This window comes from Paraburkholderia phosphatilytica, assembly GCF_003443895.1.
Taxonomy (GTDB): Bacteria; Pseudomonadota; Gammaproteobacteria; order Burkholderiales; family Burkholderiaceae; genus Paraburkholderia; species Paraburkholderia phosphatilytica.
Genome location: NZ_QQOA01000032.1, coordinates 19,827 through 34,847 on the forward strand (window position 1 = coordinate 19,827; position 15,021 = coordinate 34,847).

General features: G+C 65.7%; 11 protein-coding genes. 3 read left to right on the forward strand and 8 right to left on the reverse strand.

What is annotated here, in order from left to right; all coding sequences use genetic code 11:
- Positions 1-17 precede the first annotated feature (17 nt).
- Positions 18-1,988 carry an APC family permease gene (locus DVS29_RS26980; protein WP_118183648.1) on the reverse strand — a complete coding sequence of 657 codons (1,971 nt, stop codon included), beginning with the start codon at positions 1,986-1,988 and terminating at the stop codon, positions 18-20.
- A 217-nt stretch (positions 1,989-2,205) separates the two neighbouring features.
- Positions 2,206-2,574, reverse strand: a complete 369-nt coding sequence (locus DVS29_RS26985; RefSeq protein ID WP_118183589.1) for a response regulator — start codon at positions 2,572-2,574, stop codon at positions 2,206-2,208.
- A 306-nt stretch (positions 2,575-2,880) separates the two neighbouring features.
- Between DVS29_RS26985 and DVS29_RS26990 the strand changes: the two genes are divergently transcribed.
- Positions 2,881-4,065 carry a metallophosphoesterase gene (locus tag DVS29_RS26990; RefSeq protein ID WP_164707997.1) on the forward strand — a complete coding sequence of 395 codons (1,185 nt, stop codon included), beginning with the start codon at positions 2,881-2,883 and terminating at the stop codon, positions 4,063-4,065.
- Positions 4,066-4,073: 8 nt separating this feature from the next.
- Here the strand turns inward: DVS29_RS26990 and DVS29_RS26995 are convergent, their stop codons facing one another.
- The 6 genes from DVS29_RS26995 to acnD form a co-directional block, all read right to left on the reverse strand.
- A complete protein-coding gene (locus tag DVS29_RS26995) occupies positions 4,074-5,312 on the reverse strand; it encodes a cyclic di-GMP phosphodiesterase (RefSeq protein WP_118183591.1) in 1,239 nt (412 codons plus the stop codon).
- Positions 5,313-5,652: 340 nt separating this feature from the next.
- Positions 5,653-5,937, reverse strand: a complete 285-nt coding sequence (locus DVS29_RS27000; RefSeq protein ID WP_124800722.1) for a hypothetical protein — start codon at positions 5,935-5,937, stop codon at positions 5,653-5,655.
- Positions 5,938-6,059: 122 nt separating this feature from the next.
- Positions 6,060-7,403 (reverse strand): ATP-binding protein, encoded by a 1,344-nt coding sequence (locus DVS29_RS27005; protein ID WP_118183593.1) that lies wholly within the window; start codon positions 7,401-7,403, stop codon positions 6,060-6,062.
- Positions 7,400-8,062, reverse strand: coding sequence for a response regulator (locus DVS29_RS27010; RefSeq protein ID WP_118183594.1), 663 nt, complete (start codon positions 8,060-8,062; stop codon positions 7,400-7,402). The genes DVS29_RS27005 and DVS29_RS27010 overlap by 4 nt, the downstream gene beginning before the upstream one ends.
- Before the next feature lie 88 nt (positions 8,063-8,150).
- Positions 8,151-9,335, reverse strand: a complete 1,185-nt coding sequence (gene prpF / locus DVS29_RS27015) for a 2-methylaconitate cis-trans isomerase PrpF (RefSeq protein ID WP_118183595.1) — start codon at positions 9,333-9,335, stop codon at positions 8,151-8,153.
- A 67-nt stretch (positions 9,336-9,402) separates the two neighbouring features.
- Entirely contained in the window at positions 9,403-11,997 is a 2,595-nt protein-coding gene (acnD, locus tag DVS29_RS27020) for a Fe/S-dependent 2-methylisocitrate dehydratase AcnD (protein WP_118183596.1), read from the reverse strand.
- Between the two features lie 305 nt (positions 11,998-12,302).
- Here acnD and DVS29_RS27025 point away from each other — a divergent pair, with 305 nt between their 5' ends.
- Both DVS29_RS27025 and DVS29_RS27030 read left to right on the forward strand, forming a co-directional pair.
- Positions 12,303-12,704: a heme-binding protein gene (locus DVS29_RS27025; RefSeq protein ID WP_118183597.1), complete on the forward strand. Its 402-nt coding sequence runs from the start codon at positions 12,303-12,305 to the stop codon at positions 12,702-12,704.
- Between the two features lie 66 nt (positions 12,705-12,770).
- Positions 12,771-14,954, forward strand: a complete 2,184-nt coding sequence (locus DVS29_RS27030; protein ID WP_118183598.1) for a malate synthase G — start codon at positions 12,771-12,773, stop codon at positions 14,952-14,954.
- The last annotated feature ends 67 nt before the right edge of the window (positions 14,955-15,021 follow it).

Below are 15,021 nucleotides of genomic sequence, written 5' to 3' on the forward strand. Positions count from 1 at the left end.
TCAGACGCGCCGGTCAGTCACCCCACATTCATCGGCAGCAGCACCATCTGTCTGCCTTGCTGATGCAGGCGCGTCTGGATTTCGACAGGCGTCTGGTTATGCAGCCATGCGGTCAGGAAATTGACGCGCTTGAAGATCAGCTTGCTCGCGAAGCAGACGCTGTTCGGATACGCGTCCATCGTCGTCTCGGCAAGCTTCATGAATTCGCCAATCGGCTGCGTGCCGAAGCCGATGCGGTAGTCGGCCGCGAGCTGGTGTCGCCGGCAGTGATCCACGTAGTACTTCAGCGACGACGTGATGGTCTGCCGCAGCCGGTCCAGCTGTTCCGCGCCCTCATAGCTTTGCGCGTCCACTTCGCCAACTGCGATGAAAATGAAGTTGCGGAAATGCTCCGGGAACAGCCGCTGCACCCACAACAACGCATGCATGCTGGCGCCGCGATGTTTGCCGACGAGCAGGATCGCGGTGGGCAGCGACGCATCGAGCGCCGGTACCGTGGCTTCGTCGACCACCGGCGCCGCGGCGGAAAACAGCGCGTCTTCTTTCGCGAGCTGCGCGCGCGTGTCGCTGTAGTGCCGCTTGATCAGGAAACACAGCAGCACGACGGCGCTCGTCACGAGCACGGTCAGCCAGCCGCCTTCGGCAAACTTCTCGATCAGCGTGATCACGAGCACCGCACTCGTCACCGAAAGCCCCAGCGCGGACAGCGCGAAATGCTTGAGCCAGCCCGCGTCCTCGCTGCGGCGTCGCCACCAGTACGTGCACAGCCCGAGCAGCGACATGCTGAAGGTCAGGAACACGTTGATGCTGTACAGCACCACCAGCACGTCGACGTTGCCGCGCGTCCAGATCAGGATCGCGAGGCTCGCGAGGCCCATCACGATGATGCCGTTCTGACGCACGAGGCGGGTCGACAGGTCGCGGAAATGGCGCGGCACCCATGAGTCGGACGCCATGTTCGACAGCACCGCCGGGCCGTCCAGAAAGCCCGTCTGCGCGCCCACCAGCAGCAACCCGGCTTCGAACGCGAGCACCGCGGCGAGCAGCGCATGCCGCGCGAACGACGAGCCGAGGCCAAGATGATCGATCACGCTGCCGAACACCACCGCGTTCAGCGTCTGGCCCTCGACAGGCGTTGCATGCCACAGCATGTACAGCAGGATGATGCCGCCCGCCGTGAAGGCCAGCGACGTCGACATGTACAGCATGGTCCGCTTGCCGGCAGGCACGCGCGGCTCCGCTAGCATGTTGACGTTGTTCGACACCGCTTCGAGGCCCGTGTAGGTGCCGCCGCCCAGCGAGAACGCCCGCATCAGCAGCGCAGCGACGACGAGCGGTCCCATCGCGTGCGCCAGGCCGTGCGCCTCGCCCACGGCCGACGGTACGACGCTCGCGAGATGGCTGCCGTGCGCCGCGACGCCGTAGACGATCAGCCCGAGATGCAGCACGACGAAGCCCATGAAGATCGGCAGCAGCACGAGGATCGATTCGCGCATGCCGCGGAAGTTGAGACCCGTCATCAGCACGATCAGGATCAGCTCGGTGGCGAGCTTGACGGACTGTGCGCCGACGGGCAACAGGCTGAAGAACGCATCGACGCCGCTCGCGAGCGACGTCGCCACCGTCAGCACGTAGTCGACGAGCAGCGCCGCGCCGGATACCAGCCCGGCGCGCGGTCCCAGCAGCGCGGTCGCGACGCGATAGCCGCCACCGCCGGTCGGAAACAGCTCGATGACCTGGTTGTAGCCGATCGCGATAATGAAGACCGTCGCGGCCGTGGCGAGCGCGAGAAAGAGCGCGAGGGACGTATGCTGACCGAGCGCGAGGAACGCCTCCTCGGGGCCATAGCACGACGACGAGAGCCCGTCCGCGCCGAGGCCGACCCACGCGAGCAGCGGTGTGACGGCAATCGCATGCCGCGTTCGCGGATCCAGCGGATCGAGCGGTTTGCCAACGAGCCACTGCCCCAACTTGCCGAAAGCTGCCACGTTGCGCTCCTGCGGTCTGATTATCGATGTGCGGAGCCGGCTGTCGCGCGGCTGCCCCGTGAATTGCTGCATCGATTGTCATTGGCGCGAGATCAACGCACCGTAAAAAACCGCAGCCGACCTATAAAAAAGTCGTAAACGCGCGGCCTTCGTGTTTACGCGTTTGTTATTCGCAGCCGATGCGACTCAAGCGGATCTCACGCGCCATGTGCTGAGTTCAGCCCGACAGTCCGGCGAGTACCGCCTGGATCCGCCGCAAACCGACGGGCTTCGACAGGCACACGTCGAAGCCCGCGCGGATCGCTTCGTTCTTCGTCTCTTCGTCGATGTGGCCCGTGCAGGCGACGAGCGTGGTGTCGGACAGCGTGTCGTCCTTGCGTAGCCGTCGCACCAGCTCCATGCCGCTCATGCCGGGCATGTCGATGTCGATGAACGCGACCTGAGGCCGAAAACGGGCGAGCACGTGCAGCGCAGAAGCGCCCGAAAGCGCTTTGCGCAGGTCATGTCCAAGCGCGGCGAGCAGCGCGCTGAACGCATCGATCAACAATGCGTCGTCGTCGACCAGGAGAATGCGCGTCGACTTCATCCGATCGTCCGGGTCGGGCGGACTGCGGTTTCGCCGTCGGCGCGATGGCGCGCGACGGCCCGTCAGCCGCTCGGGCAGGTCCCACAAGTTGGATGCGAAACAGCTTAAACGACGGCCGGAAGGCACGATGCTGAAATTGCCGTCAGGGAATCCTGACGGCAACTGTCGTTCATCCACCTTTCATTGATCTGGATACCTGATTAAACCGGAGGGCATAAAGCGTCATATCGCCGCGTCATTCACGGTCCTGTCATACAGGTTCGCTCATATCGGCACTGGTCATCCACAACCCCGATGGAGGAAGACATGGCAACCGGATTCAAGGGCGCGACGTTCGCGAAGCAGCGCCGCAAGGTGGGCAACCCCGTTTCGCCCGCCGCCGAACACGCGCGCTTCGAGCCGCTTCCCGCCTACACCGGCACCGGCAGCGACCTCGTGCTGATGCTCGACTCGATCCTGCCGGGCGCCACGGCCGATGCCACGAAGGCCGGCCAGCTGGTGTTTCATACGGTCGGCGATACCGGCGGCATTCACGGCACCGAAACGCAGTCCGCGATCTCCGACGCGATGGAAGCGCAGATCACCGCGGCCGCCAAAGGCAAGAACGCCGCGCAAGGCGACGCGCCGCGCTTCTTCTATCACCTCGGCGACGTCGTCTATTTCAACGGCCTCAGCACGCAGTACGTCGAGCAGTTCTACGAGCCGTACCAGTACTACGACGCGCCGATCTTCGCGATCCCGGGCAATCACGACGGCGACACGCAAACCCGCAAAGGCGACGAGGCGGACAACGAGCCGTCGCTGTACGGCTTCATGAAAAACTTCTGCAGCGCGACGTCGCAACCGTTTTTCAAGTACCGGTCCACGATGACGCAGCCGTACTGCTACTGGACGCTGCAGGCGCCGTTCGTGCACATCATCGGCACCTATTCGAACGTGGACGGCCTGCTCGATGCGCGCGGCTCCAACCCGCAGCTCACGTGGCTCGTGCAGCAGTTGCAGGCGGCCCCGAAGGACAAATGGGTGATCCTCGGCGTGCATCACCCGTGCTATTCGCTCGACTCGGTGCACGGCGGCTACGAGGAAACGCTCGCCACGCTCGATCGCGCGTTCGAGATGAGCGGACGCGCGCCGGACGCGGTGCTGTCGGGCCACGTGCACAACACGCAGCGTTTCTCGCGCAAATGCGACGACAAGACGATCCCGTACATCATCGCCGGCGCGGGCGGCTATGCGAACACGCAGCGCGCGATGCACCCGCTGCAGGACGGTCTGGACAAGGCAAAGCGGCCGTACCCGACGACCGTGCCCGGCGTCGCGCTCGAGTTCGCCGACGATCAGAACGCCGGCTTCCTGCGCGTCACCGCGAATCCGACGAAACTCGTGTTCGACTACTTCTCCGTGTCGTTCGATACGCCGCCGAAGGTTGCGTCCGCTCCGGTCGATACGGTCACGGTCAGCGCGCCCAAAGGAACGAAGATGACGCCCTGAAAACGCGGTCAGGCGGGATTGACGAGCCAGATGTCGTCGAGCCGCTCGAAGCCCCACTGCACGGCATCCTCGGGGCCGACGATGCTGTCGTTGGCGCCGCGCGCGGACAGATCGATCGTCTGCATCGCGATCGGCTCCTTCGAGCGCACCGAGAAGAACGCACGCACCTTGGGCGTGAGCAGCGATTCGGGATTCGGCTCGATGACCACCGCGAGCCGTTGCGACGCGAGCCGCACGAGCGAGCCGACCGGGTAGATGCCGACGGTCTTCACGAACGCGTTGAACACGCGCTTGTCGAAATGGCCCTGCCACTTCGCCATCTGACGCATCGCGTGCGCCGGATCCCAGGCCTGCTTGTACGCGCGGTTCGACGTGACCGCGTCGTACACGTCGCAGATCGCGCCCATCCGCGCGAGCAGCGAGATATCTTCGCCCGCGAGCCGATGCGGATAACCGGAACCGTCCACCTTCTCGTGGTGATGCAGCGCGACGTCCTGCACTTCGGGCGCCGCGTTGCTGTCCACCAGCATGCCTGCGCCCGCCAGCGGATGACGCTTGATCACGTCGAACTCATGGTCGGTCAGGCGGCCGGGCTTGTTGAGCACATCGAGCGGCATCATCGCCTTGCCGATGTCGTGCATCAGCCCGCCGTGCCCCGCGAGGCGCACGGCCTGCTCGTCCATGCCGAGCTGGCGGCCGAGCGCCACCATCATCGTGCAGACCGCGACCGAATGCAGGTAGGTGTAGTCGTCGTGGCTCTTCAGCCGCGCGATGCTCAGGAGTGCGGCAGGATGGCGTTGCACCGATGCGGTGATTTCGCTGACGAGCGGCAGGGTGGCCTGCGCATCGAGCGTTTTGCCGAGCCGTGCATCGCGAAAGAGGCCGGTCATCTGCCCGCGCGCAAGCTGGCACAGCTTGCGCGCGCGATCGAGTTCCATGCCCATCGAAGGTCGGCTCGATGCTCGCGGCGATGCAGCGGCGGTTGTGGTTGTAGCTGTGGTCGACTCAGCGGGCGCGTTCTGCGCGGTATCTTGCGACGCCGCGTGATGCGCGTCGGCATCGGCCGCCAGACCCTTCGATTCGTCGATCCACAGTTCGCCGATTCCGGCGTCGAGAATCGCGCGTAGGTCTTTCGCGTCGGTCAGCAGGAAGCTGGTGCGCAGGAACGGGTGATTCATCCACGAGCCACCGAGCTTGTGGATATACATGCCCACGCACAATGCGGAAACCGGTATTCGGGTGATCACCGTCGGCGCCTCCAACGATGTCAGGCGAACCGGCCGCCCAGCGGCCGCGCAGCGCGCACGCCGGCCCGCGTCTGCTGCGCGCGCGCCTCTTCCGTCGACCCGTAGGTCGACGGCACCCCGGCCTTCGAAGCCTCACTGCACGACATCGTCCTCACCCCAGATTGCGAAGTGCGCTGTCTTTTCCCGCGGCCTGTCGCTTCGCGCGCCGTCTGACGGTACGGACGGACGAACGCAATGGCGCGAAACGCGCAACTTACATCTGTTTACGTCGGGAGCGCCGGAACCTTGAGCGGGTCCGGGTATTTACCAGGCGAGTCGTCGTTCGATCGTCGTTCGAGCGCTATTCAACGTCGCGCATCGCAGTGGAGTAGTACGTGACGAACATGGCCAGGGTGACGAGGCCCACGCCGAGCGCGCGGAAAGTGGCCGTTTCGAACAGCGATTGCGGTACGCCGAAGCACAGCACCGCGATGGCCGCGAACGCGTCGATCGTCGCGGCCGCAATCGCGGCGGCGATCAGGTACGGCCGCACGATGCCGGCGAGCGATCGCTTCGCGGTTCTCGTTTCGCGTATCGCTCGCGAAACACGACGGGTGCGTTCGTGCTGCTCGGTTCTGGAAAGCATCGGCAATCGGCGCGTAATGACGACGTAAGGGCGGGAGCACGCACGCGCGCGTCCACGGGGAAGAACGGCCATGCTGCCCCGCTCCACCTGAAGAAACGCTTAAATGATGCGATGGGAGTGTTTCAACTCGTTGCGCCATCCGGCCGCAAACCGGCGACGCGAACCGCCAGCCCTGGGCGTGCCGCGTGGTTCTCGAGCGTGAGCCGCGCGTGATGGCGTTCGACGATTTTCGACGCGATCGCGAGCCCCAGCCCGCTGCCCTGCTCCTGCGCGTCCGCGCCGCGGAAAAAGCGGTCGAACACGCGGCGTCGTTCCTCTTGGGGGATACCGGGCCCGCTGTCGCTGACTTCGAGCGTGATGCCGGCGGGCTCGCGCAGCAACACCACGTCGACGGTGCCGCCACGCGGCGTGTAGCGGATCGCGTTGTCGATCAGGTTGTTGAGCAGCGTGGTCAGCGCGCGCCCTTCCGCGATCACGACGTAGCGGTCGTCGGGCTGCGTGCCGCCCTTGCATTCGAGGCCGAGATCGATCTCCTTCGCCTCCGCGAGCAGCGACAGATCGCCGACGGCCTGTTCCGCGAGCCGCCGCAAACTCACCGGCGCCGCCGCGAGCGAGCCCGGCGCATCTTCGCGCGCGAGCGTCAGCAGTTGCTGCACGAGGTGAATCACGCGGTTCAGGCGCTGCTCGATATGCTCGAGCGTGTGATCCTGCGCGACGAGCGTGCCTTCGCGCGCGGCAACCTGCAGCTGCAATTTCAGCGCGGCGAGCGGCGAACGCAGTTCATGCGCGGCGTCCGCGACGAACGTGCGCTGCGCCTGCGACGCGACGCTGAGCCGGTGCAGCAGGCCATTGAGCTCGTCGACGAGCGGCTCGATCTCGATCGGCAGCGTGCCGTCCACCTGCACTGGATCGAGCGAATCGCTGGTGCGCGCGGAAAGCACGCGCGACAACCCGCGAATCGGCTCGAGCCCGCGGCTCACCACGAACAGCACGAGCACGATCGTCACCGGGATGAACACCCACAGCGGCCACAGCGTGCGCGACGCGAGATGGATCGCAAGATCGTCGCGCACGGAGATCGGCTGCGCGACCTGCACGAAGCGGTCCCCCTGGTGCACGCCGAACACGCGCCACGAATACTCGTCGCGCTCGATGGTGCGATAGCCCTTCGGGTAGCGCTTGAGCGTCAAACCTTTGATCGACTGGTACGACAGGTTGCCTTGCTGGTCCCAGATATCGATGACGAGGCGGTCGTCGGAAATGCCGCCGAAATCGGGCGTCGCGGACGACGCGCCCGCGTCGCCGAAGTTGGCCGGCAGCGACAGCGCGACCGTGCGCAACTCGTAATCGAACAGTTCGTTCGCTTCGTCGCGGGACATCTGGAAGATGCTGAACGCCGCGATCAGCCCCGACGTGGCCAGCCCCAGGATCAGCCAGGTGAGCAGCCAACGCCGGATCGACGTCATTCAACCCTCTTGAGACGATAGCCGACGCCCCGGATGGTCACGATCTCGTCGGCGCCGATCTTGCGGCGCAACGCATGCACGTGCACTTCGATCGTATTGCTGCCCACTTCCTGACCCCAGCCGTACAGCTTCTCTTCGAGTTCGCTCTTCGTGAAAACACGCGTCGGTTCTTCGATCAGCGCGTGCAGCAGGCTGAATTCGCGCGGCACGAGCGGCAGCAGTTCGCCGGCCTTGCGCGCTTCGTGGGCGGCGGGGTCGAGCGTGAGGGCGCCATGGCTGTACACCGGGTTCACATGACCGCCCCGGCGCCGCAGCAGCGCGCGGATGCGGGCGGCCAGTTCGTCGATGTCGAACGGCTTGACGAGGTAATCGTCGGCGCCGGCGTCGAGGCCGGCGATGCGGTCGTCGACCGCGTCGCGCGCCGTGATGATCAGCACGGGCGCATCGCCGCGCTTTCTGCGGTAGCTGTCGAGCACCGAGATGCCATCCCGCTTCGGCAGGCCGAGATCGAGCAGCACCAGATCGTACACGCCGTTCGCGAGCGACAGTTCCGCCTCGCGGCCGTCGCGCGCCCAGTCGATCGCGTAGCCCGCGCCCTTCAACGACCTGAGCACAGGCGCAGCGATCATTTCGTCGTCTTCCACCAGCAGCAGGCGCATCGCGTGCTCCTCTGTCCCTAACAGATCGCGATTGTCGCCCGCGACAGCTTAAGCGCTACTTAAGCGTTCCTTAATCCGTTGCGATGCATCAGAACGTGACCGGCACCCGCACCCAGCCTTCCATCAGCACGCGCGCGCTGCGGCTCATCACGGCCTTCGTGACGACCCATTCGCCGTCCACCTGCTTCGCCTCGGCGCCCACGCGCAAGGTGCCGGACGGATGGCCGAAACGCACCGCGCCGCGATCGCCGCCGGCCGCGAGATTGACGAGCGTGCCCGGAATGGCCGCCGCGGTGCCGATCGCGACCGCCGCCGTACCCATCATCGCGTGATGCAGTTTGCCCATCGACATCGCGCGCACCAGCAGGTCGGCGTCGCCCGCCTCGACGCGCTTGCCGCTCGATGCGGTGTACGCGGCCGGCCGCGCGACGAACGCGACCTTCGGCGTGTGCTGGCGCGTCGCGATCTCGTCGAGCGACTTGATCAGCCCCATGCGCAGCGCGCCGTGCGCGCGGATCGTTTCGAACTTCGCGAGCGCCTTGTCGTCGCCGTTGATCGCGTCCTGCAGTTCGGTGCCCTTGTAACCGATCGATTCCGCATCCACGAAGATGGTCGGGATGCCCGCGTTGATCATCGTCGCCTTCAGCGTGCCGACGCCGGGCACCTCCAGATCGTCGACCACGTTACCGGTCGGGAACATCGCGCCGCCCGCGCCGTCTTCATCCGCCGCGGGGTCCATGAATTCGAGCTGCACTTCGGCGGCGGGAAACGTCACGCCGTCCAGTTCGAAGTCGCCGGTTTCCTGCACCGCGCCGTTCGTGACCGGCACGTGCGCGACGATCGTCTTGCCGATGTTCGCCTGCCAGATCCGCACGATCGCGATGCCGTTCTCCGGCACGCGCGATGCGTCGACGAGCCCCGCGCTGATCGCGAACGGACCCACCGCCGCGGAGAGATTCCCGCAGTTACCGCTCCAGTCGACGAACGCCTTGTCGATCGACACCTGCCCGAACAGGTAGTCGACGTCGTGATCGGGCTTCGCGCTCTTCGCGATGATCACGGTTTTAGACGTGCTTGAGGTCGCGCCGCCCATGCCGTCGATCTGCTTGCCGTACGGGTCCGGGCTGCCGATCACGCGCATCAGCAGCGCGTCGCGCGCGCGGCCGGGTACGCGCGCGGCTTCCGGCAGGTCGTCGACGCGGAAAAACACGCCCTTGCTGGTGCCGCCGCGCATGTAGGTCGCGGGAATCTTGATCTGCGGTTGGTGAGCCATGTTGGATGCATCCTGTGGTTTTGATGCGGAAGGACGGCTGTGCGCCGTTCGCTTCGCTTGTGTCGTGTCATGCCGCCTGCGAAGACTCCAGAAAATCCTGCGCGAAGCGTTGCAGCACGCCGCCCGCTTCGTAGATCGACACTTCCTCGGCGGTATCCAGCCGGCACGTCACCGGCGTCTCCACCGTCGAACCGTCGCGGCGATGGATCACGAGCGTGAGGTCCGCGCGCGGCGTGCGCGCGCCGATCACGTCGAAGGTTTCGGTGCCGTCGATGCCGAGCGTCTTGCGGTTCGTGCCCACCTTGAATTCGAGCGGCAGCACGCCCATGCCGAGCAGATTCGTGCGGTGAATGCGCTCGAAGCCTTCCGCGACGATCGCCTCGACGCCCGCGAGCCGCACGCCCTTCGCGGCCCAGTCGCGCGACGAGCCCTGACCGTAGTCCGCGCCCGCGACGATGATGAGCGGCTGCTTGCGCTCCATGTAGGTTTCGATCGCTTCCCACATGCGCGTGACCTTACCCTCCGGTTCGATGCGCGCGAGCGAGCCTTTCTTCACCGCGCCCTCCACGATCGCCATCTCGTTGACGAGCGTCGGGTTCGCGAACGTGGCGCGCTGCGCCGTGAGGTGGTCGCCGCGATGCGTCGCGTACGAGTTGAAGTCCTCTTCGGGCAGGCCCATTTTCGCGAGGTATTCGCCGGCCGCGCTGTTCGCGAGAATCGCGTTCGAAGGCGACAGGTGATCCGTCGTGATGTTGTCGCCGAGCACCGCGAGCGGCAGCATGCCCTTGAGCGTGCGTTCGCCGGCGAGCGCGCCTTCCCAGTACGGCGGACGGCGGATATACGTGCTCTGCGCGCGCCAGTCGTACAGCGGGCTGATCGTGTCATCGCTCACCGCGTTCAGCGCGAACATCGGTTCGTAGACCTGGCGGAACTGCTCGGGCTTCACGCTGGTCGCGACGATTGCGTCGATCTCTTCATCGCTTGGCCACAGGTCCTTCAGGTACACCGGCTGACCGTTGCTGTCGATACCGAGCACATCGCGTTCGATGTCGAAGCGGATCGTGCCCGCGATCGCATACGCGACGACGAGCGGCGGCGACGCAAGGAACGCCTGCTTCGCATACGGATGGATGCGGCCATCGAAGTTGCGGTTGCCGGACAGCACCGCCGTCGCATACAGGTCACGGTCGATGATTTCCTGCTGAATTGCAGGGGCCAGCGCACCGGACATGCCGTTGCACGTGGTGCATGCGAACGCGACGATGCCGAAGCCGAGCTGTTCGAGTTCGGGCAGCAGCTTCGCTTCCTGCAGGTACAGTTCGACCGCTTTCGATCCCGGCGCGAGCGACGACTTCACCCACGGCTTGCGCGTGAGCCCCTTCGCGTTCGCGTTGCGCGCGAGCAGTCCGGCTGCGATCACGTTGCGCGGATTGCTGGTGTTCGTGCAGCTCGTGATCGCGGCAATGATCACGGCGCCGTCGGGCATCTGGCCCGGCACGTCGTCCCACTTGCCGGCGATGCCGCGCTCGGCAAGATCGGACGTGGGCAGGCGCTTGTGCGGATTCGACGGGCCCGCCATGTTGCGCACCACCGTCGACAGATCGAAGCGCAGCACGCGCTCGTACTCCGCGTTCCGCAGCGAATCGGCCCACAGGCCAGCGGTTTTCGCGTAAGTCTCGACGAGCTGCACGTTTTCATCGCTGCGGCCGGTCAGGCGCAGATACTCGAGAGTCTGCTCGTCGATGAAGAACATCGCCGCGGTCGCACCGTATTCGGGCGCCATGTTCGAAATGGTTGCGCGGTCGCCGAGCGTGAGGGTCGACGCGCCCTCGCCGCGAAACTCCAGATACGCGCCAACCACCTTCTCCTTGCGCAGGAACTCGGTGAGCGCGAGCACGATGTCGGTCGCGGTAATGCCGGGCTGGCGCCGTCCCGTCAGCTCCACCCCGACGATATCGGGCAGCCGCATCCACGACGCGCGCCCGAGCATCACGTTCTCCGCTTCCAGACCGCCGACGCCCACCGCGATCACGCCGAGCGCATCGACGTGCGGCGTATGACTATCCGTGCCGACGAGCGTGTCCGGATACGCGACGCCATCGATCGCATGGATCACCGGGCTCATCCGCTCCAGGTTGATCTGGTGCATGATGCCGTTGCCCGGCGGAATCACGTCGACATTGCGGAACGCCTGCTTCGTCCACTCGATGAAGTGGAAGCGGTCTTCGTTGCGGCGGTCTTCGATCGCGCGGTTCTTCGCGAACGCATCCGGGTCGAAGCCGCCGCATTCCACCGCGAGCGAGTGGTCGACGATCAGCTGCACCGGCACGACCGGATTCACCTTGGCCGGATCGCCGCCCTGGTCCGCGATCGCGTCGCGCAGGCCCGCGAGATCGACGAGCGCGGTCTGCCCGAGGATGTCGTGACACACGACGCGCGCCGGGAACCACGGGAAATCCAGATCGCGCCTGCGCTCGATCAGCTGCGTAAGCGACGCGTCGAGCGCGGCCGGATCGCAGCGCCGCACGAGGTTTTCCGCCAGCACGCGGGAGGTGTACGGCAGCCGGTCCCAGGCGCCGGGTTGAAGTGCATCGACGGCGGCGCGGGCGTCGAAGTAGTCCAGCTTCGTGGCTGGCAGCGGCTTGCGATGGGTGGTGTTCATGTCTCGAATGGGGACGATTGGAAGGGCTGCCGAACGAACCGCCGGCTTGTGAGCTGGATTTTAGCGGCTGCCGCACAAGGCGTCACCCAACCGGGGCAGCGCACCAACCCCGCTCGGGGCCATATGCGCGCGCTGCATCCCGGCATTGCCAACTTGAGCATGCCCGCCGCGCGTCACGACGTAAAATCGAACGGCTCGCGCGCCGCGCGAGCCGTCTGCCATTCCGTGTGTCGCTATCCGGGCACCGGAAGCTGCAACTGGCGGGCGGGCATCCTGTTCCAACCATTTCACCTGGAAAGTACACGATGAAAACGAAAGCCATTCTGGGCGCCGCCGAGGTCGCACGTATCCTCGACGCGGCCCGGACGGAAGCGGAAAAGCATAGCTGGGCAGTAACGATCGTCGTCGTCGACGATGGCGGGCATCCGCTCGCGCTGCAACGTCTCGACGGCTGCGCGCCGGCTGGCGCGTACATTGCGACCGAAAAGGCGCGTACCGCCGCGCTGGGCCGCCGCGAAACCAAGCAGTATGAAGAAATGATCAACAATGGCCGCACGGCCTTCCTCAGCGCACCGCTCTCCGGTACGCTCGAAGGCGGTGTTCCGGTGATCGTCGACGGCAATGTGGTGGGTGCGGTCGGTGTCTCGGGCGTCAAGGCCGATCAGGACGCACAGATCGCCAAGGCCGGCGTGAACGCCGTTCAATAACAACGCGGCGGGCTGACAGCCCTCAGCCCGAACATTTTTGCCGCGCTTTCCAGACAGGTGGACCCCATGCCCCACATGACCCGACGCGGCGAATTGCAGGTCGCCGCAGACCTCAGCCAGTTCATCGAGGCCGAAGCGCTGCCGGGCACCGGCCTCGAAGCTGACGCGTTCTGGGCCGGCTTCGACAGACTGGTGCACGACCTTGCACCAAAGAATCGCGCGCTGCTCGCGGAACGCGATCGCCTGCAAACCGAACTCGACCAGTGGCACCGCGCGAATCCCGGCCCGGTGCGTGACCTGCGCGCGTATCGCGCGTTCCTCGAAAAGATCGGCTATATCGTGCCGGTGCCTTCGAAGGTCACGGCCACCACCGACAACGTCGACGACGAAATCTCCACCCAGGCCGGGCCGCAGCTGGTCGTGCCGCTGTCGAACCTGCGCTATGCGCTGAACGCGGCGAACGCGCGCTGGGGCAGCCTGTACGACGCGCTGTACGGCACCGATGCGATTCCCGAAGGCGGCGGCGCGGGCAAGACCGGCGCGTACAACCCGGTGCGCGGCGAACGCGTGATCGCGCGTGCCCGGCAACTGCTCGACGAAGCCGCGCCGCTCGCGAACGGCTCGCACAAGGACGCCACAGGCTATCGGGTGGAAGGCGGCAAGCTGGTCGTCGCGCTCGGCAACGGCACGACGACGCTCGAGCACCCCGAGCAGTTCATCGGCTGGCAGGGCGATGCGGCCGAGCCGCACGCGGTGCTGCTGAAGCACAACGGCCTGCACCTCGAAATCCAGATCGACCCGAACGCGCCGATCGGCAAGACCGATAAAGCACACGTGAAGGACGTGCTGGTCGAGGCGGCCGTCACCACGATCATCGACTGCGAAGATTCGGTTGCAGCTGTCGATGCCGCGGATAAAGTCCAGCTCTATCGCAACTGGCTCGGCCTGATGCAGGGCGACCTCGCCGAAGAAGTAACGAAGAACGGCAAGTCCTTCACGCGCCGCATGAACGCGGACCGCGAGTATCAGGGTGCGGACGGCAAGGCCGTGAAGCTGCATGGCCGCTCGCTGCTCTTCATCCGCAACGTCGGCCACCTGATGACGAATCAGGCCGTGCTCGATCGCGACGGCAACGAGATTCCCGAGGGCATTCTCGATGGCGTCGTGACCACCCTGTGTTCGTTGCGCGACCGCCAGAACCGTCTCAACTCGCGCAAGGGCTCGATCTACATCGTCAAGCCGAAGATGCACGGCCCCGCCGAAGTCGCGTTCGCGAGCGAGCTGTTCGCGCGCGTCGAAGACCTGCTCGGCCTGCCGCGCAACACGATCAAGATGGGCATCATGGACGAGGAGCGCCGCACCAGCGTGAACCTCACCGCGTGCATCGCCGAAGCGGCGCCGCGCGTCGCGTTCATCAACACGGGCTTTCTGGACCGCACGGGCGACGAGATGCATTCGTCGATGGAAGCCGGCGCGATGTTCCGCAAGGGCGACATGAAGTCGAGCGCGTGGATCGGCGCGTACGAGCGCAACAACGTGGTGGTCGGTCTCGCGGCCGGGCTGCGTGGCCGCGCGCAGATCGGCAAGGGCATGTGGGCGATGCCCGACCTGATGGCCGCGATGCTCGAACAGAAGATCGCGCATCCGAAAGCCGGCGCGAACACCGCGTGGGTGCCGTCGCCGACCGCGGCGACGCTGCATGCGTTGCATTACCACATGGTCGACGTGCAGGCCGTGCAGGCGGGTATGGAAGGCACGAAGCTCGACAGCGTGCATGACGAACTGCTCGACGGCCTGCTGACGATTCCCGTCGTCGAGCACGCGCAATGGAGCGCCGACGAAGTACGCCATGAAATCGAGAACAACGCGCAGGGCATTCTCGGCTACGTGGTGCGCTGGATCGACCAGGGCGTCGGCTGCTCGAAGGTGCCGGACATCAACAACGTGGGTCTGATGGAAGACCGCGCCACCTTGCGCATCTCGAGCCAGCACATCGCGAACTGGCTTTATCACGGTGTGGTGTCGGAGGCGCAGGTTCGCGAGACGTTCGAGCGGATGGCGGCGGTGGTCGACCAGCAGAACGCCGGCGATCCGGTCTATACGCCGATGGCGCCGAACCTCGCGGGCTCGCTCGCGTATCGGGCCGCGTGCGCGCTGGTGTTCGAAGGACGCGCGCAGCCGAGCGGCTATACGGAGCCGCTGCTGCATCGCTATCGTCTGGAGTTGAAGCAGGCGCGCGGCGAGCAGTGAGGTTTCGCGCCACTGAATGAAGCGAAATGAGCAAGAGGGCCTGCGGGACCTCTTGCTTTTTTGCGGC

Bases quoted from the DNA above. Each gene is read 5' to 3' on its own strand.
- DVS29_RS27030 (WP_118183598.1), top strand. From the start codon at position 12,771: ATGCCCCACATGACCCGACGCGGCGAATTGCAGGTCGCCGCAGACCTC.
- DVS29_RS27000 (WP_124800722.1), bottom strand. From the start codon at position 5,937: ATGCTTTCCAGAACCGAGCAGCACGAACGCACCCGTCGTGTTTCGCGA.
- DVS29_RS26985 (WP_118183589.1), bottom strand. From the start codon at position 2,574: ATGAAGTCGACGCGCATTCTCCTGGTCGACGACGACGCATTGTTGATC.
- DVS29_RS27025 (WP_118183597.1), top strand. From the start codon at position 12,303: ATGAAAACGAAAGCCATTCTGGGCGCCGCCGAGGTCGCACGTATCCTC.
- prpF (WP_118183595.1), bottom strand. From the start codon at position 9,335: ATGGCTCACCAACCGCAGATCAAGATTCCCGCGACCTACATGCGCGGC.
- DVS29_RS27005 (WP_118183593.1), bottom strand. From the start codon at position 7,403: ATGACGTCGATCCGGCGTTGGCTGCTCACCTGGCTGATCCTGGGGCTG.
- acnD (WP_118183596.1), bottom strand. From the start codon at position 11,997: ATGAACACCACCCATCGCAAGCCGCTGCCAGCCACGAAGCTGGACTAC.
- DVS29_RS27010 (WP_118183594.1), bottom strand. From the start codon at position 8,062: ATGCGCCTGCTGCTGGTGGAAGACGACGAAATGATCGCTGCGCCTGTG.
- DVS29_RS26990 (WP_164707997.1), top strand. From the start codon at position 2,881: ATGGCAACCGGATTCAAGGGCGCGACGTTCGCGAAGCAGCGCCGCAAG.